This window comes from Streptomyces sp. NBC_00250, from assembly GCF_036192275.1.
Taxonomy (GTDB): Bacteria; Actinomycetota; Actinomycetes; order Streptomycetales; family Streptomycetaceae; genus Streptomyces.
Genome location: NZ_CP108088.1, coordinates 6,830,801 through 6,853,222 on the forward strand (window position 1 = coordinate 6,830,801; position 22,422 = coordinate 6,853,222).

18 protein-coding genes are annotated in these 22,422 nt (G+C 71.6%); 12 read left to right on the forward strand and 6 right to left on the reverse strand.

The window, feature by feature from the left end:
* Positions 1 to 30: 30 nt before the first annotated feature.
* The 3 genes from OG259_RS30925 to OG259_RS30935 are packed head-to-tail and all read left to right on the forward strand — an operon-like array spanning position 31 to position 3,677.
* Complete coding sequence (locus OG259_RS30925) at positions 31 to 1,371, forward strand: discoidin domain-containing protein (protein WP_266890632.1); 1,341 nt, start codon at positions 31 to 33, stop codon at positions 1,369 to 1,371.
* Positions 1,371 to 2,678, forward strand: coding sequence for an MFS transporter (locus OG259_RS30930; RefSeq protein WP_328945242.1), 1,308 nt, complete (start codon positions 1,371 to 1,373; stop codon positions 2,676 to 2,678). The genes OG259_RS30925 and OG259_RS30930 overlap by 1 nt, the downstream gene beginning before the upstream one ends.
* Before the next feature lie 3 nt (positions 2,679 to 2,681).
* The gene (locus OG259_RS30935) at positions 2,682 to 3,677 is read left to right on the forward strand and encodes a hypothetical protein (RefSeq protein WP_328945243.1); all 996 of its coding nucleotides are present in this window, start codon (positions 2,682 to 2,684) and stop codon (positions 3,675 to 3,677) included.
* Positions 3,678 to 3,695: 18 nt separating this feature from the next.
* Here OG259_RS30935 and OG259_RS30940 read toward each other — a convergent pair whose 3' ends face one another.
* Both OG259_RS30940 and OG259_RS30945 read right to left on the reverse strand, forming a co-directional pair.
* A complete protein-coding gene (locus OG259_RS30940; RefSeq protein ID WP_443052048.1) occupies positions 3,696 to 4,988 on the reverse strand; it encodes an MFS transporter in 1,293 nt (430 codons plus the stop codon).
* Positions 4,989 to 5,024: 36 nt separating this feature from the next.
* Positions 5,025 to 5,600 carry a methylated-DNA--[protein]-cysteine S-methyltransferase gene (locus OG259_RS30945; RefSeq protein WP_328945244.1) on the reverse strand — a complete coding sequence of 192 codons (576 nt, stop codon included), beginning with the start codon at positions 5,598 to 5,600 and terminating at the stop codon, positions 5,025 to 5,027.
* A 246-nt stretch (positions 5,601 to 5,846) separates the two neighbouring features.
* Here OG259_RS30945 and OG259_RS30950 point away from each other — a divergent pair, with 246 nt between their 5' ends.
* The 5 genes from OG259_RS30950 to OG259_RS30970 all read left to right on the forward strand — a co-directional run bounded on the left by OG259_RS30950 (position 5,847) and on the right by OG259_RS30970 (position 12,996).
* Complete coding sequence (locus OG259_RS30950) at positions 5,847 to 6,746, forward strand: MHYT domain-containing protein (RefSeq protein WP_328945245.1); 900 nt, start codon at positions 5,847 to 5,849, stop codon at positions 6,744 to 6,746.
* 62 nt (positions 6,747 to 6,808) lie between these two features.
* Entirely contained in the window at positions 6,809 to 8,938 is a 2,130-nt protein-coding gene (gene uvrB / locus OG259_RS30955) for an excinuclease ABC subunit UvrB (RefSeq protein WP_328945246.1), read from the forward strand.
* Positions 8,939 to 9,090: 152 nt separating this feature from the next.
* Positions 9,091 to 9,669, forward strand: coding sequence for a TerD family protein (locus tag OG259_RS30960; protein ID WP_328945247.1), 579 nt, complete (start codon positions 9,091 to 9,093; stop codon positions 9,667 to 9,669).
* A 134-nt stretch (positions 9,670 to 9,803) separates the two neighbouring features.
* Positions 9,804 to 11,711, forward strand: a complete 1,908-nt coding sequence (locus tag OG259_RS30965) for a TerD family protein (protein ID WP_328945248.1) — start codon at positions 9,804 to 9,806, stop codon at positions 11,709 to 11,711.
* 241 nt (positions 11,712 to 11,952) lie between these two features.
* On the forward strand, positions 11,953 to 12,996 hold the full coding sequence (locus OG259_RS30970) for a TerC family protein (RefSeq protein WP_328945249.1): 1,044 nt from the start codon (positions 11,953 to 11,955) through the stop codon (positions 12,994 to 12,996).
* 87 nt (positions 12,997 to 13,083) lie between these two features.
* Here the strand turns inward: OG259_RS30970 and OG259_RS30975 are convergent, their stop codons facing one another.
* The 3 genes from OG259_RS30975 to OG259_RS30985 all read right to left on the reverse strand — a co-directional run bounded on the left by OG259_RS30975 (position 13,084) and on the right by OG259_RS30985 (position 15,869).
* On the reverse strand, positions 13,084 to 14,373 hold the full coding sequence (locus OG259_RS30975; RefSeq protein WP_328945250.1) for an MFS transporter: 1,290 nt from the start codon (positions 14,371 to 14,373) through the stop codon (positions 13,084 to 13,086).
* A gap of 120 nt (positions 14,374 to 14,493) precedes the next feature.
* Complete coding sequence (locus OG259_RS30980) at positions 14,494 to 15,150, reverse strand: MBL fold metallo-hydrolase (RefSeq protein WP_328945251.1); 657 nt, start codon at positions 15,148 to 15,150, stop codon at positions 14,494 to 14,496.
* A gap of 35 nt (positions 15,151 to 15,185) precedes the next feature.
* Entirely contained in the window at positions 15,186 to 15,869 is a 684-nt protein-coding gene (locus OG259_RS30985) for a maleylpyruvate isomerase family mycothiol-dependent enzyme (RefSeq protein WP_328945252.1), read from the reverse strand.
* A gap of 169 nt (positions 15,870 to 16,038) precedes the next feature.
* Here OG259_RS30985 and uvrA point away from each other — a divergent pair, with 169 nt between their 5' ends.
* Both uvrA and OG259_RS30995 read left to right on the forward strand, forming a co-directional pair.
* Positions 16,039 to 19,083 carry an excinuclease ABC subunit UvrA gene (uvrA, locus tag OG259_RS30990; protein ID WP_328945253.1) on the forward strand — a complete coding sequence of 1,015 codons (3,045 nt, stop codon included), beginning with the start codon at positions 16,039 to 16,041 and terminating at the stop codon, positions 19,081 to 19,083.
* A gap of 141 nt (positions 19,084 to 19,224) precedes the next feature.
* Positions 19,225 to 19,662, forward strand: coding sequence for a Rieske (2Fe-2S) protein (locus tag OG259_RS30995; RefSeq protein ID WP_328945254.1), 438 nt, complete (start codon positions 19,225 to 19,227; stop codon positions 19,660 to 19,662).
* A 50-nt stretch (positions 19,663 to 19,712) separates the two neighbouring features.
* Here the strand turns inward: OG259_RS30995 and OG259_RS31000 are convergent, their stop codons facing one another.
* Positions 19,713 to 20,642 carry a hypothetical protein gene (locus tag OG259_RS31000; protein ID WP_328945255.1) on the reverse strand — a complete coding sequence of 310 codons (930 nt, stop codon included), beginning with the start codon at positions 20,640 to 20,642 and terminating at the stop codon, positions 19,713 to 19,715.
* A gap of 244 nt (positions 20,643 to 20,886) precedes the next feature.
* On the opposite strand from OG259_RS31000, the gene OG259_RS31005 reads away from it, so the two are divergent.
* Both OG259_RS31005 and OG259_RS31010 read left to right on the forward strand, forming a co-directional pair.
* Positions 20,887 to 21,474 (forward strand): papain-like cysteine protease family protein, encoded by a 588-nt coding sequence (locus OG259_RS31005; RefSeq protein WP_328945256.1) that lies wholly within the window; start codon positions 20,887 to 20,889, stop codon positions 21,472 to 21,474.
* Between the two features lie 5 nt (positions 21,475 to 21,479).
* Positions 21,480 to 22,280, forward strand: coding sequence for a hypothetical protein (locus tag OG259_RS31010; protein ID WP_443052150.1), 801 nt, complete (start codon positions 21,480 to 21,482; stop codon positions 22,278 to 22,280).
* The last annotated feature ends 142 nt before the right edge of the window (positions 22,281 to 22,422 follow it).

Below are 22,422 nucleotides of genomic sequence, written 5' to 3' on the forward strand. Positions count from 1 at the left end.
CGCCGACCCCACAGGCCAGGGAGCCCAGGTATGCGCCTGAACGCCTCAGCCCCACCACGCCGCACCACCACCCCTCTCCCCTTCGTCCTCGCCGCCGTGCTGCTGCTCGTCGGCGGGCTCCTCCTCGCCCTTCCGGACCGGGCCGGAGCCGCCGCCGACGTCCTGATCTCGCAGGGCCGACCGGCCACGTCCTCCTCCGTCGAGGACGACACCTTCGGCCCGGAGAAGGCCTTCGACGGCGTCTCCACCACCCGCTGGGCCAGCGCCGAAGGCGTCGATCCCCAGTGGATCCGCGTCGACCTCGGCCCCTCGGCCACCGTCTCCCGCGTCAAGCTCGTCTGGGAGGCCGCCTACGCCAAGGCCTACCGCGTCGAGATCTCCACCGACGGCACCACCTGGACCCGCCTCGCCAACGAGACCGCGGGGAACGGCGCCACGGACGACTGGACCGGACTCACCGGCCAGGGCCGCTACCTCCGCGTGTACGGGACCGCCCGCGGCACCTCGTACGGCTACTCGCTCTTCTCGGTGGAGGTCTACGGCACCACCGGCACCACGGAGCCGCCCACCGGCTCCTTCACCGTCGTCGCGGCCGGTGACATCGCCGCCCAGTGCACGGCCTCCAGCAGCTCCTGCGCCCACCCCAAGACGGCCGCGCTGGCCCAGCGGATCGCGCCGTCCTTCTATCTGACGATGGGCGACAACCAGTACGACGACGCCCTGCTCTCCGACTTCAAGAACTACTACGACAAGTCCTGGGGCGCCTTCAAGGCCAAGACCCGCCCCGTGCCCGGCAACCACGAGACCTATGACCCGGCCGGCCCGCTCGCCGGCTACAAGTCGTACTTCGGCTCGATCGCCTACCCGCAGGGCAAGTCCTACTACAGCTACGACCAGGGCAACTGGCACTTCGTCGCCCTCGACTCCAACTCATTCGACGACGCCGCGCAGATCCAGTGGCTCAAGGACGACCTCGCACGGAACACCAAGGGCTGCGTCGCCGCCTACTTCCACCACCCGCTGTACTCCTCCGGCGGCCACGGCAACGACCCGGTCTCCAAGCCGGTCTGGCAGATCCTCTACAACGCCAAGGCCGACCTGGTGCTCAACGGGCACGACCACCACTACGAGCGCTTCGCCCCGCAGGACCCCAACGGGCGTGCCACCGCCGACGGCATCGTCGAGATCGTGGGCGGCATGGGCGGCGCCGAGCCCTACGACATCGAGACGGTCCAGCCGAACAGCCAGAAGCGGATCAGCGGTCCGTACGGCGTCCTGAAGCTGGACCTCACCGACACCACCTACACCTGGCAGTACGTCGGCACCGACAACCAGGTGAAGGACTCCGGCCCGACCTACACCTGCCACTGATGTACCTCGCGACCACCGGTCGCCGCGACGCGCCGCCCGCCCCCTCGGGGGTCCGGCGGCGCGTCCCCGGCACCGTCCTCGCCCTCGGCGCGGTCAGCCTGGTCACCGACGTCTCCTCGGAGATGGTGACCGCCGTCCTGCCGCTCTACCTGGTCCTCGGACTCGGCCTCTCCCCGCTCCAGTTCGGGCTCCTCGACGGCCTCTCGACCGGCGCCACCGCGCTCGTACGGCTCCTCGGCGGCGCCACCGCCGACCGCGGCGGCCGCCACAAACAGGTCGGCGGACTCGGCTACGCCCTCTCCGCCTGCTCCCGGCTCGGCCTCCTCCTCGCGGGCGGCGCGACCGGCTGGATCGCGACCGCCCTCGCCGCCGACCGGCTGGGCAAGGGCGTCCGCACCGCCCCGCGCGACGCCCTCATCACCCTGCACAGCCCGCCCGAGGACCTGGGCCGCGCCTTCGGCACACACCGGGCCATGGACACCACCGGCGCCCTCCTCGGTCCCTTGGCCGCCTTCGCGCTCCTGTGGGCGACGGCCGACGCGTACGACGCCGTCTTCGCCGTCAGTTTCTGCGTCGGGGCCTTCGGCGTCCTGCTGTGGATGCTCCTCGTCCCCGGGCGGGCACGGGAGGACGGGAAGACACGCACCGCCCCGGCGGCGCCACGCGCGCGTGGCGGGCTCCTCGCCGGACTGCGCTCGCCCGCGTACCGGCGGATCGTGCTCTGCGCCGGACTCCTCGGCGCCGCCACCGTCGGCGACTCCTTCCTGTACCTGCTGCTCCAGCGTCGGCTCGCGTTCGACCCGACCTGGTTCCCGTTCCTGCCGCTCGGCGCGGCCGCCGTCTATCTGCTGCTCGCCGTCCCCGTCGGACGCCTCGCCGACCGGACCGGGCGGCGAGGACCCCTCCTGTACGGGCACGGGGCCCTGCTCCTCGCCTACGGACTGCTCCTGGCCCCGCTGCCCGACCCGGTGGTCCTCCTCGGCGTCCTCCTCCTGCTCGGTGTCTTCTACGCCGCCACCGACGGCGTCCTGATGGCCCTGGCCGGCCCCTTCCTGACCGAGGGCCGGCAGGCGAGCGGCCTCGCCGTCGTCCAGACCGCGCAGGCCCTCGCCCGGCTCGGAGCCGCCGTCGCGTTCGGCGCCGTCTGGACCGCGAGCGGGCCGGAGACCGCGCTCGTCGGGGCGCTGCTCGCCCTCACGGCCGCCCTCTGCTGCGCCGCACGCCTGCTGCCCGCCACCCCCTCGGCACAGGGCGCTCCGAAGCCTTCCGAGAGCGTCGCCCCCGAGCCCTCCGAGAGGACCGACTGACCCATGCCCGCCCTGACCGGCGCCCGCCCGTCCACCCGTACGCGCGTGTGGATCCTCGTACTCGCGCTGCTCCTGCTCGGCGGCGGCGCCACCGCCTACACGCTGCGGGCGGCCTCGGGCCGCGAGGCCGCGGCCACCGGGACCGCCGACCCCGGCTTCACCCTCGACGGCGGCGCCGACGCGCTCTTCGCCCGGGACGCCGCCAGCGGCCGCGTCGCGCGCGTGGACCCGTCCGCGCCCGGCGGCCGGGTGGTGGGCGGCCCCTCCTGCGACCGCTTCCACGCCGCAGGCCCCACCGCCCTCTGCCTCCAGCGCAGGCCGGGCGTCCCGGCCCGCTCGTACGTCCTCGTGCTCGACCGGCGGCTGCGCGAGGTGCGCAGGATCGGCCTGCCGGGCATCCCCAGCCGGGCCCGGGTCTCGGCCTCGGGGAACATGCTCGCCTGGACGATGTTCGCGACCGGTGACTCCTACGCGCGCTCGTCCTTCTCCACCCGCACCTCGATCCTCGATCTGCGCACCGGCTATCTGGTGAAGAACATCGAGCAGATCCCGCTCACCCTCGGCGGCCGCCGCTACCACGCCCCCGACGTCAACTACTGGGGCGTGAGCTTCGCCGCCGACGACAACCGCTTCTACGCCACCGTCTCCACCGACGGCCGGACCCATCTCGTCGAGGGCGACATGCGGAACTGGTCGGCCAAGGCCCTGCGGGAGAACGTCGAATGCCCGTCGCTCTCCCCGGACGGGACCCGGCTCGCCTTCAAGAAGCGGGTCTCCGACGGCCCGAGCGATCCCTGGCGGCTGTACGTGTACGAGCTGAGCACCGGGCGCGAACACGCGGTCGCCGAGCGGCGCGGCATCGACGACCAGGCCCTGTGGACGGACGGGAAGACCCTCGCGTACGGATACGGGGGAGCGGTCTGGTCGGTACCGGCCGACGGCACGGGCACCCCACGCCGACTGGCGCAGGGAGCCTCCTCCCCGGCGGTGCCGCACTGACCGGCGTACCGAAGGACGTCACGCCTTCCGGAGCGAGCCGCGGATCGCGAGCGCCGCCATGGGCAGGAGCAGACAGGCGGCGATCGCGTTCAGCGGACCGTAGCCCGCCTGCGCCACGACCAGACCCGCCCCGAGGCCGCCGAGACCGGCGGCGGTGTTCATGACGAAGTCGGAGAGCCCCTGGACGGCCGCCCGCGCGGCCTGCGGCACCGAATCCGTGAGCAGCGCCGAGCCGGACACCAGACCCGCCGACCAGCCGAGTCCGAGGACGAAGAGACCGAGGGCGGTCCGGCCGTGGCTGGGCCCCGCCGTGCCCGCGACGAGCGCCGCCACGCCGATCAGCCCGACCGCGAGCCCGATCACCGACAGCCTGCCCAACCGGTCGGACAGCCAGCCCATCACGGGGGAGAAGGCGTACATGCCGGCGATGTGCCCGCTGATCACGAGCCCGATCAGCTGGATGTCCGCACCGTGGTGGGTGAGCGCCACCGGGGTCATCGACATGATCGACACCATCGCGGTGTGCGACCCGGCGACGGTGACCAGGGCGAGGCGGGCCTTCGGAGACTCCCGTACGGCCCGCATCCCGGCCCGCAGCGAGCGCTCCTCCGCCGCCTCGCCCGTCCCGGTGTCGGTCAGCGCGCGGGCGGTGAGGAGCGGGTCGGGGCGCAGCAGCAGGGCCACCACGGCCGCCGCGATCACGAAGACTCCGGCGGCCCAGACGAAGGGGCCCGCGGTGGCCGGTATCCCCAGGCCCGCGACGCTCTTCCCGGCCGGCGCGGCGATGTTCGGGCCGAGCACGGCGCCGATCGTGGTCGCCCACACCACCGTGGAGATGGCCCGTGCCCTGCGGTCCGGTTCGGCGAGGTCGGCGGCGGCGAAGCGGGCCGCCAGATTGGCCGAGGACCCGGCGCCGAAGCCGACGAGCCCGATGAGCAGCAGCGGGAAGCTGTCGGCGACCGCCCCGAGCACCGCGACCCCGGCGCCGACCGCGCCGATGAGATACGCGAGGACGAGTCCGGCCCGGCGCCCCCGCGAGGCCATCAGGGCGGCCAGCGGCATGGCGAGCAGCGCCGGACCGGCCACGGTCGCCGTCGAGGCCAGACCGGACAGGGCCTCCGAACCGCTGACGTCCCTGGCCAGGACGGCGGCGAGCGCGACGCCGGTGGCGATGCCGAGGCCGCCGAGGATCTGGGTGGCGATGAGCACGGCCTGAACGCGGCGGCGCAGCGCCGGAAGCTCGGCGTCGGTGACGGGGGCGGATATGTGCTCGGGCAGGGTGGCGTCAGGGGCGCCGGGGGTGCGGGTCACTTACGTGAGTGTGCCAGCCGTCTCACCTGATGGGAATCAGAACAGCGGCGCGGGCAGCACGCCCTCAAGGGCCAACAGCTGCCGCTTGGTCTCCAGACCGCCCCCGAAGCCGCCGAGACCGCCGTCGCTCTCCACCACACGGTGGCACGGCACCACCACCGGCAGCGGATTGGAACCCATCGCCGCCCCGACCGCCTGCGCCGCCCCCGGCTGCCCCACGCGCCTGGCCAGCTCCCCGTACCCGACGGTGGTGCCGTACGGCACACCGCTCGCCAGCTCGCGCAGCACCTGCCGGTTGAAGCCGGCCGTCAGACTCCAGTCCAGAGGCAGGTCGACATCGCCCGGCTCGCCCGCGAAGTACCGGTCGAGACGGCCTATCGCGCCCGCGAGCAGACCCGAGGCACGCTCCACCGGCTCCGCGCCGAGCTGCGCCGCCAGCCGGTCGAGCATCCGGGCCCGCCGCGCCGCGTCGGCATGGAACTCGACCCGCACGAGCCCCCGCTCGGTCGCGGCGAGAAAGAGCGGCCCGATGCCGCTCTCCACGACCGTCCACTCCACCGGGACGGCCCGCCCGCCGCCCGTCGCCCCCGTCGGCCCCGCTTCGATGTCCATGCCGCCCACGGTACGACCCGCCACCGACAGCCCGCCCGGAAACGGCTTCCCGCCTGCCCGATCACGGAAGGCACCGGAACGGCGGCCAAGATCAAGGGCCGGTCTCGCTCCGGTCTCACGAGTGGAAATTCCCCGGTCACGTGGTCGCGAGGCCCGCGGCGCGCCATAATCTCGCCCCGGTAGTACTACCCAGCGGTACCGACTGTTTTCGGACGACGTGGCACCAGGGCTGGAGGACACACGCTCATGCAGGGCACGGTCGACGGATTCAGCTACGGGCTCGTCACTCCGGTGGCGGCCTTTCTCATGGCGTGCCTCGGTGGCGCCCTCGGCCTGCGCTGCACCACGAGATCGCTCCGCCACCGCGAGAGCTTCAAGGCGGGCTGGCTCGCCCTCGGCGCCACCTCGATAGGCACCGGCATCTGGACCATGCACTTCATCGCGATGATGGGCTTCTCGGTCCGGCAGGCGCCCATCAACTACGACCTGCCCATCACCTTCGCCAGCCTGGGCGTCGCCGTCCTCATGGTCGGCATCGGCATCTTCATCGTGGGATACCGGGGGGCGACCGCCCTCACCCTGGTCACCGGCGGCACCATCACCGGCCTCGGCGTGGCGACCATGCACTACCTGGGCATGGCCGGGATGCGCCTCCAGGGACGCATCGAGTACGACACGCTCACCGTCGCGCTGTCCGTGGTCATCGCCGTCGTGGCCGCCACGACGGCCCTCTGGGCGGCCGTCTCCGTACATGGATTTCTGGCCAGCCTCGGTGCGAGCCTGGTGATGGGCGTCGCCGTCAGTGGTATGCACTACACCGCCATGTCGGCGGTCAGCGTCCATCTGCACGGCACCGAGCCCGTCGCCGGCACCGGCGACACCGCCACATCACTGCTCCTGCCGATGCTGATCGGCCCGGCGGTCTTCCTGATCCTCGCCGCCGTCGTCGTCATGTTCGACCCGCTCCTCGTGATGGGCGACCCGGACTGGAAGGGGCCCGCCGCCCGCACCCCGCACCGCCCCGGCGTGCCCGCCCCGCGCCACGTACCGTCCTACGGAGAGCCCGCCAACTGGACGGCCCGGCCCGCCGGACGCGGGGCCCGCAGAGGTGTTCCCAGGGGCGGCCACCGCTCCCAGGACTGGTGACCACGGGCGGCCGGTGAGCCGATCGCCGCCCGACTGTCAGTGCCGGGTCGTACGGTGGTTGCATGCGGCCCGTTTCCAAGATCGAACGTTCGGTGGCGCCCTTCGAGGTCGTCAGTGAGTACAAGCCCAACGGCGACCAGCCGACAGCCATCGCCGACCTGGAGCGGCGTATCCGCGCGGGCGAGAAGGACGTCGTGCTCCTCGGTGCCACCGGCACCGGAAAGTCGGCCACCACCGCGTGGATGATCGAGAAGCTCCAGCGCCCCACCCTGGTGATGGCGCCGAACAAGACCCTGGCCGCCCAGCTGGCGAACGAGTTCCGGGAGCTCCTGCCGAACAACGCGGTGGAGTACTTCGTCTCGTACTACGACTACTACCAGCCCGAGGCGTACGTGCCGCAGTCGGACACGTACATCGAGAAGGACTCCTCCATCAACGAGGAGGTCGAGCGGCTCCGCCACTCCGCCACGAACTCCCTGCTCACCCGCAGGGACGTCATCGTCGTCGCCTCCGTCTCCTGCATCTACGGCCTCGGCACGCCCCAGGAGTACGTGGACCGGATGGTCCCGCTCAAGGTCGGCGAGGAGCTCGACCGCGACCAGCTGCTGCGCCGCTTCGTCGACATCCAGTACACGCGCAACGACCTGGCGTTCACCCGCGGTACCTTCCGCGTCCGCGGCGACACCATCGAGATCTTCCCGGTGTACGAGGAGCTCGCCGTCCGCATCGAGATGTTCGGCGACGAGATCGAGGCCCTCTCCACCCTCCACCCGCTCACCGGCGAGGTCATCAGCGAGGACCGCGAGCTGTACGTGTTCCCCGCCAGCCACTACGTCGCCGGCCCCGAGCGCATGGAGCGCGCGGTCAACGACATCGAGCGGGAGCTGGAGGGCCGCCTCGCCGAGCTCGACAAGCAGGGCAAGCACCTGGAGTCCCAGCGCCTGCGCATGCGGACCACGTACGACCTGGAGATGATGCGCCAGATCGGGTCCTGCTCCGGCATCGAGAACTACTCGATGCACTTCGACGGCCGCGACCCCGGCTCCGCGCCCAACACCCTCATCGACTACTTCCCCGAGGACTTCCTCCTCGTCATCGACGAGTCGCACGTCACCGTGCCACAGATCGGCGCCATGTACGAGGGCGACGCCTCCCGCAAGCGGACCCTGGTCGACCACGGCTTCCGGCTGCCGTCCGCCCTCGACAACCGCCCGCTGAAGTGGGAGGAGTTCCAGGAGCGCATCGGCCAGACCGTCTACCTCTCCGCGACCCCCGGCACGTACGAACTCTCGCGCGGCGACGGCTTCGTCGAGCAGATCATCCGCCCCACCGGACTCGTCGACCCCGAGGTCGTCGTGAAGCCCACCGAGGGCCAGATCGACGACCTGGTCCACGAGATCCGGCTGCGCACCGAGCGCGACGAGCGGGTCCTCGTCACCACCCTCACCAAGAAGATGGCCGAGGACCTCACCGACTACTTCCTGGAGCTCGGCATCCAGGTGCGCTATCTGCACAGCGACGTCGACACCCTGCGCCGCATCGAGCTGCTGCGCGAGCTGCGCGCCGGTGAGTACGACGTCCTCGTCGGCATCAACCTCCTCCGCGAGGGCCTCGACCTCCCCGAGGTGTCCCTCGTCGCCATCCTCGACGCCGACAAGCAGGGCTTCCTGCGCTCCGGGACGTCCCTGATCCAGACGATCGGCCGAGCCGCGCGAAACGTCTCGGGCCAGGTCCACATGTACGCGGACCGGATCACCCCGGCGATGGAGCAGGCCATCGACGAGACCAACCGTCGCCGCGAGAAGCAGATCGCGTACAACACCGAGAACGGCATCGACCCGCAGCCGCTCCGGAAGAAGATCAACGACATCGTCGCGACCATCGCGCGCGAGGAGATCGACACCGAGGAGCTCCTCGGCAGCGGCTACCGCCAGGGCAAGGAGGGCAAGGGCGCCAAGGCCCCCGTCCCCTCCCTCGCCGCGCACGGCGTCAAGGGCAAGGGCAAGGCCGGCTCGACTGTCGAACTCGGCGACCGGCCCGCCACCGAACTGGCCGCGATCATCGAGGAGATGACCGACCGGATGCGCGCCGCCGCCGCCGAGCTGCAGTTCGAGGTGGCCGCCCGGCTCCGCGACGAAGTGGGAGAGCTGAAGAAGGAGTTGCGCCAGATGAAGGAGGCGGGACTCGCCTGACCGGACAGGTCCGGCGCGCGGTCCGGTGTGTTGCAAGACCGACACAAAACCGGACCGCACCTCCGCGGTGTCCGTCGCGCTGCGTAGGGTGCTCGACAACCGCACGCACCGGAACAGCGGGCGCGGGGAACGCCAACGAGAGGGGAAAACGCGTGTCGGTCAATATGACCAAAGGTCAGGCCATCAGCCTGGAGAAGCAGGGCGGGGGCAGCCTCACCCAGGTGCGGATGGGGCTCGGCTGGCAGGCGGCACCGCGCCGCGGTCTCTTCGGCAAGCGCACGCAGGAGATCGACCTGGACGCCTCGGCCGTCCTCTTCGCGGACAAGCAGCCGGTCGACGTGGTCTTCTTCCGTCACCTGGTCAGCGATGACGGCTCGGTCAAGCACACCGGCGACAACCTCGTCGGCGGCGCCGGCCAGGGCGGGGACGACGAGGCGATCCTCGTCGACCTCCAGCGGGTCCCGGTCCACATCGACCAGATCGTCTTCACGGTGAACTCCTTCACCGGCCAGACGTTCCAGGAGGTGCAGAACGCCTTCTGCCGGATCGTCGACGAGACGAACGGCCAGGAGCTCGCGCGCTACACCCTCGACGGCGGCGGCAACTACACCGCGCAGATCATGGCGAAGGTGCACCGGGTCGGCTCCGGCTGGCAGATGACCGCCCTGGGCAACCCGGCCAACGGCCGCACCTTCCAGGACCTGATGCCCGCGATCCTGCCGCACCTGTAGGCAGGCCCGCGCAGCACGCACCCACAGCTCCCGGAGGCAGCAGGCCACCGGGAGCTGTCCCGCATGATCCGCACGATCCGCTTCACCCGCACACCGCTTGATCCGCGCCGGGAAACGCTGAGGGGACAGAGTCGATGACGGCCGAGCTGGTCCGGGGGCAGAACCACCCCCTGCCCGACACCCGACTGGAGATCCGGGTGTCGGCCGGTCACCCTGTTCTCGCCGGAGCCACCCTCGGCGACGAACAGGGCAGAGTTCCGGGCGTGGAGTGGATCGCCCACCCCGGCGCACCCTCACTGCCCGGCGTCGACGTCCCCGCGCGGGCGGCCGCCGACCACCGCCTCACCGTCGACCTGGACGCCGTCCCCGGCGCCGTCCACCGCGTCTCGGTCCTCCTCGCACTGCCCGGGCCGCGCGCCGGCGGAGCCGCCCGCTTCGGAACGGTCGCCGCCCCCTTCGTAGCTGTGGCGGGCCCGGACGGCGCCGAGATCGCCACCTTCACGATCACCGGGCTCGACAGCGAGTCCGCCGTCGTCGCCCTGGAGCTCTACCGGCGCCAGGGCACCTGGAAGGTCCGCGCCATGGGCCAGGGGTACGAGGGCGGGCTCGCCGCCCTCCTCGGCGACCAGGGCCTGGAACGCCCCGCCGACCTGGCCGCGTCCATCCTGGAGACGGTCGCGCCGGAGCCCACCGCCCAGGCGCAGCACGTCCCCGAGGCGGAGCGCGTACGCCACACGGCGCCGGTGACCGCCCAGGACCCGGCCCCGACCACCCCGGTGCCCACTCCCGCCCAGGGGACCGGACCGGCCGTCGGCGGCCCCGTCGACTACTCCCACCCCCGCCGCCGGCCTGCCGCGCCCGCTCCCGAAGCCCCGCCCCAGTACCCGTCCCAGCCCCCGCAGGGTCCGCCCACCCCGGTCGCCGGGGACGCGTCGGGCTGGTCCATGGAGGAGCGCCTGTACAACCAGGTGTGGGGCATGTTCGAGGACCTGGCCCGTACCGCCGCGGCCTACCGCAGCGCCTGCGACTTCGCCGAGTCCCGGCTCGACCGGGAGCTCGACGAGACCCTCTCCGACTACCGCGCCCGCGCCGACGGAGCCAACGACGCCGCGCGCGCCGCCGCCCGCGCCCGGCACGACGAGCTGGTGGAGCGGGCCCAGGAGGTCCTCGACCGGGACCTCGCCCAGCTCGCGGCCGAGTCCGAGGTCGTCGAGCCCGCCCTGCCCGCCGCCTACGCCCGCTGGGACAACCCCGTCTGGCACGGCTACCGCGTCCCGGTCGAGGATCCGATGGCGGTCCGGCTCGGTGACCTCCACCTCCCCGAGGGGGCCGATCTGCGGATCCCCATGCTCGTCCGGCTGCCGCTGGAGCGCGGGCTCTGGGTGGACAGCGGCCGAGGCCGCTCCGAGGCCGCCGGTCTCCTCGACGAGATCGAACTGCGACGGCTGGCCCTGGACTGTGCGGTCGCGCACACGGCCCGGCTGCTCGCGGCGCACCCGGCGGGCGAGTTCACCGTCCATGTCGTCGACCCGGCCGGTGCGGGCGACGCCGCGCTCGCGCCGCTCGTGGAGACGGGCGTCCTCGCGGCCCCGCCGGCCCGGGGCGCGGCCGGGGTCTCGGCGGTGCTGGAGCAGCTCACCGAGCGGGTCGACCTGCTGCAGATGGCGGCCAGGGCCGGGGCCGCCGACGCCCTGCCGCCCGGTCTGGACGCGGCCCGGCAGCTGCTGCTCGTGCACGACTTCCCGCACGGTTTCGACGACCGGGCGGTCACCCGGCTCCGGTACCTCGCCGACGAGGGCCCGTCGGTCGGCGTCCATCTGCTGATGGTGGCGGACCGGGAGGACGCGTCCGCGTACGGACCGCTGCTCGACCCGCTGTGGCGGTCGCTGCTGCGGCTCACGCCCGTCCCTGACGACCACCTCGCCGATCCATGGGTCGGCCATGCCTGGTCCTACGAGCCGCCGATGCTCCCGCCCGGCAGCGGGGTGCTCCGGCAGGTCCTCGCGCAGGTGGCGGCCGCTCGTCATGGAAAGCGGCCCTGACGTCCCTGACCTGCACTCTTGGGAGCTCTTTACCCTCTCCTTTACCTTCTCTTGGTCTTTCGGGTAGTCTTTCCGGTGCGGAGGGGAGTACTCCCCATGCGCGACGTACCCGTCAATACGGACGGATCCCCAGTGATCCGATCCCGGGGCGTCGGCCCGGCGGCGATCGTCCGTCGCCCGGGTGGAAGAGACCTCCGGCAGCGACGACGCTGATCAGTAGCCGTACGACGCCGGAGGCGCAGTGGACGTTTCAATGACCCTTTGGGTACTGACCATTCTCGGTCTGGGTGCCCTGATCGGTGCCGACTTCTTCATCGGGCGCAAGCCCCATGACGTGTCGGTCAAGGAAGCCGGAATCTGGACGATCGTCTGGATCGTCCTGGCCGGACTCTTCGGACTCGGCCTGCTGTTCTTCGGCAACGCCCAGGCGTCCGGCGAGTTCTTCGCCGGCTACATCACCGAGAAGTCGCTCAGTGTCGACAACCTCTTCGTCTTCGTCCTGATCATGGCGAAGTTCGCGGTCCCCTCCCACCTCCAGCAGCGCGTGCTGCTCGTGGGCGTGGTGATCGCCCTGGTGCTCCGCACGATCTTCATCGCCGCGGGCGCCGCGGTCATCGCGAACTTCTCCTGGGTCTTCTACATCTTCGGCGCGTTCCTGATCTACACCGCCTGGAAGCTCATCCAGGAGGCGCGCGCCGACGAGGACGAGGACGACTGGGAGGAGAACCGTCTCCTCAAGAGCGTCGAGAAGAAGTTCGGCGTCGCCGACCGGTACCACGGCACCAAGCTGTTCATCCGGAGCAACGGCAAGCGGATCATGACCCCGCTGATGGTCGTCATGCTTGCCATCGGCACCACCGACATCCTCTTCGCCCTCGACTCCATCCCGGCGATCTTCGGCCTCACCCAGGACCCGTACATCGTCTTCACCGCCAACGCCTTCGCCCTCATGGGTCTGCGACAGCTGTACTTCCTGATCGGCGGCCTGCTCAAGAAGCTGGTCCACCTCAGCTACGGCCTGTCGGTGATCCTCGGCTTCATCGGCGTCAAGCTCGTGCTGCACGCCCTGCACGAGTCCGGGGTGCACGTCCCGGAGATCTCCATCCCGTTCTCTCTCGCCGTCATCGGCGGTGTCCTGGTCGTCACCACGATCACCAGCCTGATCGCCTCCAAGAGGCAGGCGGCGCGGGACGCGGCCGCCGGCGTGACCGAGGCCGAGAGTGTGACCGGCGCCGAGGGCGCGACCGACGTCGACGACGCCAAGAAGGACAGCATCGGCGCCTGACACGCCTGACACGCCATGGAGATGGCACAAGCTATGGCGACGGCCGGCCGGGGACTCCCCGGCCGGCCGTCGCCGTGTCACCGTCTCTCAGGCCGAGGCGGGTTCGAGTTCCGCCGGCTGCCCGGCCTTGACCGGCCGGGTCTCCGGGAGCAGGGCGAAGCAGCCGAGGCTGACCAGGGCGACCACGGTCAGATAGGCCGCGACGCCCCATGGCGGACCCGAACCGCCGTCGGAGAGGGCGGTGGCGACCAGCGGGGTGAGGGCGCCGCCCAGGACACCGGCGAGGTTGTAGCCGACGGCGGCCCCGGTGCAGCGGACGCGGGGCTCGTACAGCTCCGGGAGATACGCGGCCACCACCGCGAACATGGTGATGAAGGCGAGCAGCGCCCCCAGGAAGCCCAGGAACATCAGGAACGGGCGCGCCGTGTGCAGCAGCGCCACCATCGGGAACATCCACAGCGCCGAGGCCGCGCACCCCGCCAGACACAGCGGCCTGCGGCCCCAGCGGTCGGACAGCACCGCGACGAACGGCGTGACCGCACCCTTGATCGCGACCGCCGCCATGACACAGGTCAGCATCACCGTGCTGCTCACCCCGAGCCGCTCGGTGCCGTAGGCCAGGGCCCAGGTGGAGACCGCGTAGAAGGTCGCGTACCCGACCGCGAGCGCCCCGGCCGTCAGCAGCACGAGCCGCCAGTGGTCGCGGGCGACCTCGGCCAGCGGAGCGCCCGCGGTCTGCCCGGCCGCGGACAGCTTCTCGAACTGCGGGGTCTCCGCGAGCGAGGAGCGCAGCAGCAGCCCGACCGCCGCGAGCAGACCGGCCGCCCAGAACGGCACCCGCCAGCCCCAGGAGCGGAACTCGGCGTCGCTCAGGCCGGCCGAGAGGGCCAGCATCACCCCGTTCGCCAGGAGGAAGCCGATCGACGGGCCGATCTGCGGGAAGCTCGACCAGAGCGCGCGGCGGTTCTCCGGGGCGTGCTCGGCGGTGAGCAGGACGGCCCCGCCCCACTCGCCGCCGAGGCCCAGGCCCTGGAGGAAGCGGAGCACGAGCAGCAGTACGGGTGCGGCGATGCCGATCGTCTCGTACGTGGGGACACAGCCCACCGCGACCGTGGCGCAGCCGGTCAGGAGCAGCGAGGCGAAGAGGACCGGGCGCCGTCCGTACCGGTCGCCGACATGGCCGAAGAGGACCGAGCCGAGCGGCCGCGACACGAAGCCGATGGCGAAGGTGCCGAAAGCGGCCAGGGTCCCGGCGAGCGGGGAGAAGGTCGGGAAGAAGAGCGGCCCCAGGACGAGGGCGGCGGCGGTCCCGTAGACGAAGAAGTCGAAGAACTCGATGGCGGTGCCGACGAGGGAGGCGGCGGCGAGCCGTCCCATCGACGGGGCCCCGGGAGGCGACGGAGGGTGACTTTGGCGCATGTCGCGCCAACTACCCCTCCGTCGTCCCGGTTACGGGGGCGTACGGAGGTGCGCAGCTCCGGGGCCGCGCGCCGGGCGTCACCAGCCGCGCTCGCGCCACTCCGCGAGGTGCGGGCGCTCGTCACCGAGCGTGGTGTCCCTGCCGTGGCCCGGATAGATCCAGGACTCGTCCGGCAGGACCTCGAAGAGCTTGGTCTCCACGTCGTGGATCAGGCTCGCGAAGGCCTTCGGGTCCTTCCAGGTGTTGCCCACCCCGCCGGGGAAGAGGCAGTCGCCGGTGAAGACGTGCGGATGGCCGTGCGGGTCGTCGTAGACGAGGGCGATCGAGCCAGGGGTGTGGCCGACCAGGTGCCGGGCGGTCAGCTCGACCCGGCCCACCCGGATCGTGTCGCCGTCCTCGACGGTCACGTCGGTCGCGACCGGGATGCCCTCCGCGTCGTACGCGCCCGCGTACGTCCGGGCGCCGGTCGCCCCGACCACGTCGGCGAGCGCCTGCCAGTGGTCGCCGTGCCGGTGGGTGGTGACGACGGCCTTGATGCCGTCGTCACCGATCAGCGTGAGGAGGGTGTCCGCGTCGTTGGCCGCGTCGATCAGCAGCTGCTCGCCGGTCGCCCGGCAGCGCAGCAGATACGCGTTGTTGTCCATCGGGCCGACCGCGACCTTCGAGATCATCAGGTCCGTCAGCTCGTGCACGTCCGCCGCCCCGCCGACCTTCACCACTCCGCTGTACGTCATGGCCTCAGACTAGCCCCGGGGAGTGACAGCGGCGGCTACAGCGGCGGAAGCTCCGGCAGGGGGCCGCCCTCGGTCTTCAGGGTGGAGCCGTCGCGGCGGCCGGCGAGCCAGCCGAGGAACTCGGTGGCCGGGCCCATGACGGAGATGCCGCCGGACGTGCCGCCGGTGGTCCAGCCCCGCCCGTCATCGGCCCGCAGGACGGTCGCGGGGACGCTCTCCAGACCCTTGAAGCGCTCGGTCAGGAAGTCGATCTCGCGCTGGACGAACTCCTCCGGCAGGTCCTCCAGCTCATGGCCGACGCCCAGGTCGACGTGGTGCAGGGCGACCTCCACCCAGCGCCGGAACGGGATGCGGGAGGCGCTGTCCGTGACGCCGTTGCGGAGCTCGACCGTACGACTCCAGTCGGCGGGCTCGGCGCCCGCGGCCTGGAACCGGTCGGCGGTTTCGCGCAGGTCGGCGAGCTGGACGTCGAGCGGGCGGCCGGAGTCGCGCTCGATGTCGGCGTCGCGGGTCGCGGCGTCCGCGTACATGGGTCGGCCCTGGAGGACGTTCACCAGGGCGTCGGCGTTGCGGGCGACGTGGGCGAGCACGTGGCCGCGGGTCCAGCCGGGAAGCCGTGACGGCTCGGCCGCCGCCGCGTTGTCCAGGGAAGCGGCCGCGTTCAGCAGCCTCTCGGTCGCTTCGCGTACGTGAGCAAGGTCGCGTTCGTGGTCGATCATGGCGCCGACCCTAGTGCCAGCCGGGGTGCCACCACTCGTTCGGGTGAAGAGGTCTCCGCGAGTCCGGAAATCGAATGTGCGTGCTATAAGCTCGAAGGAAGCATCCGGCATCCTTGAGGTGTTGGGTCTTTCAGGCACATCCGCTCTCTGAAGAAAGGTGCGGACCGGCGTGGCCGACCGTCTCATCGTCCGTGGCGCTCGTGAGCACAACCTCAAGAACGTCTCGCTCGACCTCCCGCGTGACTCCCTGATCGTCTTCACCGGGCTCTCGGGATCGGGCAAGTCCTCCCTCGCGTTCGACACGATCTTCGCCGAGGGGCAGCGCCGCTACGTCGAGTCGCTCTCCTCGTACGCCCGGCAGTTCCTCGGTCAGATGGACAAGCCGGACGTCGACTTCATCGAAGGTCTGTCGCCCGCCGTCTCCATCGACCAGAAGTCGACCTCGCGCAACCCGCGCTCGACGGTCGGCACCATCACGGAGGTCTACGACTACCTCCGGCTGCTCTTCGCCCGCATCGGCAAGCCGCACTGCCCCGAGTGCCGGCGTCCGATCTCCCGCCAGTCGCCGCAGGCCATCGTCGACAAGGTCCTGGAGCTCCCCGAGGGCAGCCGCTTCCAGGTGCTCTCCCCGCTCGTGCGCGAGCGCAAGGGCGAGTTCGTCGACCTCTTCGCCGACCTCCAGACCAAGGGCTACAGTCGCGCCCGCGTCGACGGCGTGACCGTACAGCTGAGCGAACCGCCGACGCTGAAGAAGCAGGAAAAGCACACGATCGAGGTAGTCGTCGACCGCCTCACCGTGAAGGACAGCGCCAAGCGCCGCCTCACCGACTCCGTCGAGACCGCGCTCGGACTCTCCGGCGGCATGGTCGTGCTCGACTTCGTCGACCTCGCCGAGGACGACCCCGAGCGCGAGCGGATGTACTCGGAGCACCTCTACTGCCCGTACGACGACCTGTCCTTCGAGGAGCTGGAGCCGCGCTCCTTCTCCTTCAACTCGCCCTTCGGCGCCTGCCCCGACTGCACCGGCATCGGCACCCGCATGGAGGTCGACCCGGAGCTGATCGTCCCCGACGAGGACAAGTCCCTCGACGAGGGCGCCATCCACCCCTGGTCGCACGGCCACACCAAGGAGTACTTCGGCCGGCTCATCGGCGGTCTGTCGCAGGCCCTCGGCTTCAGCACGGACATGCCGTACGCGGGACTGCCGCAGCGCGCCAAGAAGGCCCTGATGTACGGGCACAAGACCCAGGTCGAGGTCCGCTACCGCAACCGGTACGGACGGGAGCGGGCGTACACCACCCCGGCCTTCGAAGGTGCCGTCTCCTTCGTCAAGCGGCGCCACACCGAGGCCGAGAGCGACTCCAGCCGCGAGCGCTTCGAGGGCTACATGCGCGAGGTGCCCTGCCCCACCTGTGAGGGCACCCGCCTCAAGCCGATCGTCCTCGCGGTCACGGTCATGGAGAAGTCCATCGCCGAGGTCGCCGCGATGTCGATCAGCGACTGCGCCGAGTTCCTCTCCCGCCTCACGCTGAACGCCCGCGACAAGAAGATCGCCGAGCGGGTCCTCAAGGAGGTCAACGAGCGGCTGCGCTTCCTCGTCGACGTCGGCCTCGACTACCTCTCGCTCAACCGCGCCGCGGGCACCCTCTCCGGCGGCGAGGCCCAGCGCATCCGTCTCGCCACCCAGATCGGCTCCGGCCTGGTCGGCGTGCTGTACGTGCTCGACGAGCCGTCCATCGGCCTGCACCAGCGCGACAACCACCGGCTCATCGAGACCCTCGTACGGCTCCGGGACATGGGCAACACGCTCATCGTCGTCGAGCACGACGAGGACACCATCAAGGTCGCCGACTGGGTCGTCGACATCGGCCCCGGCGCCGGTGAGCACGGCGGCAGGGTCGTCCACTCCGGCACCATGAAGGAGCTCCTCGCCAACGAGGAGTCGATCACCGGGCAGTACCTGTCCGGCCGCCGGGAGATCCCCACCCCGGACATCCGCCGCCCGGTCGACCCCGGCCGTCGGCTCACCGTCCACGGGGCCCGCGAGAACAACCTGCAGGACATCGACGTCTCCTTCCCGCTGGGCGTCCTCACCGCCGTCACCGGCGTCTCCGGCTCCGGCAAGTCGACCCTGGTCAACGACATCCTCTACACCCACCTCGCGCGCGAGCTGAACGGCGCCAAGTCGGTGCCCGGCCGGCACACGCGCGTGGACGGCGACGACCTCGTCGACAAGGTCGTGCACGTCGACCAGTCCCCGATCGGCCGCACCCCCCGGTCGAACCCGGCGACGTACACCGGCGTCTTCGACCACGTCCGCAAGCTCTTCGCCGAGACGATGGAGGCCAAGGTCCGGGGCTACCTGCCCGGCCGGTTCTCCTTCAACGTCAAGGGCGGCCGCTGCGAGAACTGCTCCGGCGACGGCACGATCAAGATCGAGATGAACTTCCTCCCGGACGTCTACGTCCCGTGCGAGGTCTGCCACGGCGACCGGTACAACCGGGAGACCCTGGAGGTCCACTACAAGGGCAAGTCCATCGCCGAAGTCCTGAACATGCCGATCGAGGAGGCCCTGGACTTCTTCGAGGCCGTCCCGACCATCGCGCGCCATCTGCGCACGCTCAACGAGGTCGGCCTCGGGTACGTCCGGCTCGGCCAGTCCGCGCCGACGCTCTCGGGCGGTGAGGCGCAGCGCGTGAAGCTCGCCTCCGAGCTCCAGAAGCGCTCGACGGGCCGCACGGTCTACGTCCTGGACGAGCCGACCACCGGTCTGCACTTCGACGACATCTCGAAGCTGATCAAGGTGCTCTCCGGTCTGGTCGACAAGGGCAACTCGGTGATCGTCATCGAGCACAACCTCGATGTCATCAAGACCGCCGACTGGCTCATCGACATGGGCCCCGAGGGTGGCAACGGCGGCGGCCTGGTCGTCGCCGAGGGCACGCCGGAGGAGGTCGCCTCGGTTCCGGCGAGCCACACCGGCAAGTTCCTCCGCGAGATCCTCGGCGCGGACCGGATCAGCGACGCCGGGGTAACCGTTCCGGCAGCCCGCGGCGCGCGGAAGACGGCGGCCAAGAAGGCCCCGGCGAAGAAGGCCGCGGCCACCAAGGCAGCCGCCCCGGTGAAGAAGACGGCCACCAAGACGGCCGCGACCAAGGCGACCGCCACGAAGGCCGCCGCGAAGAAGGCGACGACGCGGGCCCGCAAGGCCTGACGCACCTACGGCGAGGCAGGACCCGTCCAGGGGTCCTGCCTCTCCGCAGGTCCGGGCCCGCGGGCCCGGCCGTCGGCGCCGGAAACACCGCCGGTATCGTCGGTTCGGTCACGCCTTGCCCCGATCCACCGTGGAGCGCCCATGTCCGGCCAGTCCAGCCGCCGCACCGTACTGAAGGGCGCCGCTCTCGCCGGTGCCGCCGGGCTGGGAGTCGCCGCCTGCTCCACCGAATCCAAGCTCGGCCACGCCGGCGTCCCGACCCCGACCGCACCGGTCGCGCTCGGAGCCCCGGACGAGATCCCGGTCGGCGGTGCCAAGCTCTACCGCGAGCAGAAGGTCGTGGTGAGCTGCCCGGCCAAGGGCCAGTACAAGGCGTTCAGCGCCCAGTGCACCCACGCCGGCTGCGTCCTCGACAAGATCGAGAACAACGAGGGCAACTGCCCCTGCCACGGCAGCCGCTTCGACGTGACCACCGGCAAGGCGCTCAAGGGCCCGGCCACCGTCCCGCTCCCCGAGGTCCCGGTCCGCGTGGAGAACGGCAGGCTGATCGCCGGACCCGAGGCCGCACCCAAGGCCTGAGTCAGGGGCCGGTGCCCGCCGGGTCCGGCACTCGTCAGGGTCCGTCCCCGTCAGGTCCAGTCCCAGTCGATCCCCAGGATCCCCGGGCGTACGCCCTGCTCCACGACGTGCACCGTGCGGTGCCGGCCGCTCAGGGTCAGCTCCGCACGGCCCCCGCGCGGCGCACCCGTCGAGGCCTGCGCGAACCTCCGGCACCGCACCGGAAGCGCCGCCTCGTCGAAGCGCACCTGCAGCGCGTACTGCCCGCCCGCGAAGCTGAACCCGCGCACGTACTCCCCGCTCGGTCCCGCCGTACCGTCCTCGAAGCCGTACGAGAACAGATACGTGTCCCCGGCCCGCAGTCGCGTGTCGAAGAGCAGCTCCGCGACCAGCACCCCCGTCCCCGCGTGCCACCGCACCCGCCCGGTCCGGCAGTTCTCCACCGCCCGCACCGTGACCCCCGACGGGTCGCAGCCGGGGTCGCCGTGGTGGATGGCCAGATAGCGGTCCACGCCGTCCCGGTGCGCCCGCACCACCTGCTGCGACTCGCGCCCCACCAGCTCCCGCCCCGCCCCGATCCGTACCCGCTCGTGGTGCCCCACCGTGTGCAGCCCGCCGTCCGCCGGTGACTCGAGCTCCGCGAGGAGCTCCTCGACCGAGCCGGACGCCTCCACGAGCGAGCGATACGAACGGGCCGCCGGGCGCTCCACCTCGGACCGCGCGGCGGTGTCTCCCGAGAGCAGCCGCAGCAGCGAGTTCCCCGGCAGCTGAAGCACCTCCTCCAGGGCGCGGACCGCCTTCAGCGACTCCGGCCGCTGCGGCCGACGGGCGCCCTGCTGCCAGTAGCTCAGACTCGTCACCCCGACCTTGATGCCCCGGTGCGCGAGATGGTGCTGGACCCGCTGGAGCGGCAGTCCGCGCACGGCCAGCGCGGTGCGCAGCGCCAGATGGAAAGGGCCGGTGTGCAGCAACTGCGCCAGATCGGCCTCGGTGTGGCTCACGAGGACTCCTCAGTGAACGTTCACGGTGGGGGAGCGGACCGTGGCGCCGCGTGGGGTGGGCGGGCAGGTGGGCCCAGGGCGTCCGTTCACACCCGGGTCACACCGTTCACAGTCCGATGTCACCCCGCATTGAAGCGTGTTGACCGGATCCGGACAACGGAAGATGCTCCTGACCAGCGTCCGGACGCGCTCCTCCACCCCCCACCCCCCACATCCCCACACCCCCCGCACTGGGAGGAACGCGATGCGCAGAAGAAAGCTGAACCTCGCGGCACTCGCCGCAGCCGCCCTCTTTCTCGTCCCCACCACCTCGGCGTCCGCCGCACCCGCCGGCGAGGACGCCGCCGCCCTCGGCTCCAAGCGGCTGAACATCACCATGCAGGCCCAGCAGAAGACCAACTGGTGCTGGGCGGCCGGCGGCAACACCATCGCCACCTGGTTCGGCCGGAACTACAGCCAGAACCAGTTCTGCAACGCCGCCTTCAACCGCCAGCAGGGCTATGACTGCCCCAACAACCAGGCCACCCTCGGCAACGTCCAGACCGGACTGAGCTGGGCCGGCATCAACCCCGGCTCGTACGTGACCGGCTGGCTGCGCTACTCCACCGTCCAGACCGAGATCAACGCCGACCGGCCCGTTGAGACCCGCATCCAGTGGTCGAGCGGCGGCGGTCACATGCACGTCGTCTACGGCTACGACGACGCCGACAGCTGGGTCTACTGGGGCGACCCCTGGCCCTCCAGCGACCGCTACAACTGGGCCTCGCACGCCTGGTACGTCGACAACAACTCCTTCTCCTGGACCCACTCGCTCTACCGGATCGGGGCGTGACGACGATGAACGCACGTGCCACGGGCGCCGGGCTCCTCACCACCGCCGCCCTCGTTCTTCTGGGAACCTTCCCGGCGGAGGCCGCCGCCGGGGCCCTGCCGCCCGCGCCGACCCCCGAACAGGCCGCCTCCGCACCCGGGACCCTGGACACCCTGTCCCGCTTCTTCGCCCGGGACGGGGCGGTCGCCCGTTCGGCCGCCGCACCGCGCGTCGAGGGCGGGTCCGTGCCGGTACGGATCCTCTCCCCGGAGTTCGTCGCCGGAAAGGCGGGTGCCCCGGTCGCCCGGGTCGAGTTCCGGGCCAGCCGGGCCGTGTCCTCGGACGGCCAGAAGGCCTCCCTGTGGACGGTGAAGCAGGCCGGCGGCTGGCAGGTGGTGAACATCGCCACCGGCGACGACGAGATCCGCTACGCGGAGATGGGCGGCGACGGCCTCGTGTTCCGCGAGCCGCAGATCGACGCGTGGTACGTCCAGAAGGGCACGAAGGTGCTTCCGCTGGACGAGGACGCCGTACGGGCCGTCGGGCGCAACGGGACGAGCCTCGGTGCCTACCGCGACCGGGTCGTCCGGGCGTACGGGGACAAGCTTCCCGGCTCGGCCTACGCGAAGAAGGGCGCGGCGGGCGGGTACGGCCCGGGGGCGGCGTCACCGGTGGCGGCACCGGCGCAGGCACCGGTGCCTGCGCCTGCGTCCGGTGAGCCTGCCGTCACTGTGGCGTCGGCGACGGCGGGTGTGGGCGCGGTGCTGGCCCTGGCCCTGATATCCACGGCGGCGATCCGCCGCCGCCGCACCCCGAACCCCACCTGACCCTCGGCCCCGCCGGGCCCCGGACCCCGCCACCCACGTTGTGGCGCCTGGACCCGCACCCCGTGTGCGCCGCACTTGGTGGTGCGGGTCCAGGCACAAGGGGCGGAGGCGCCGCCGAGCGCGCCGTCCCGTGTGCCCACCC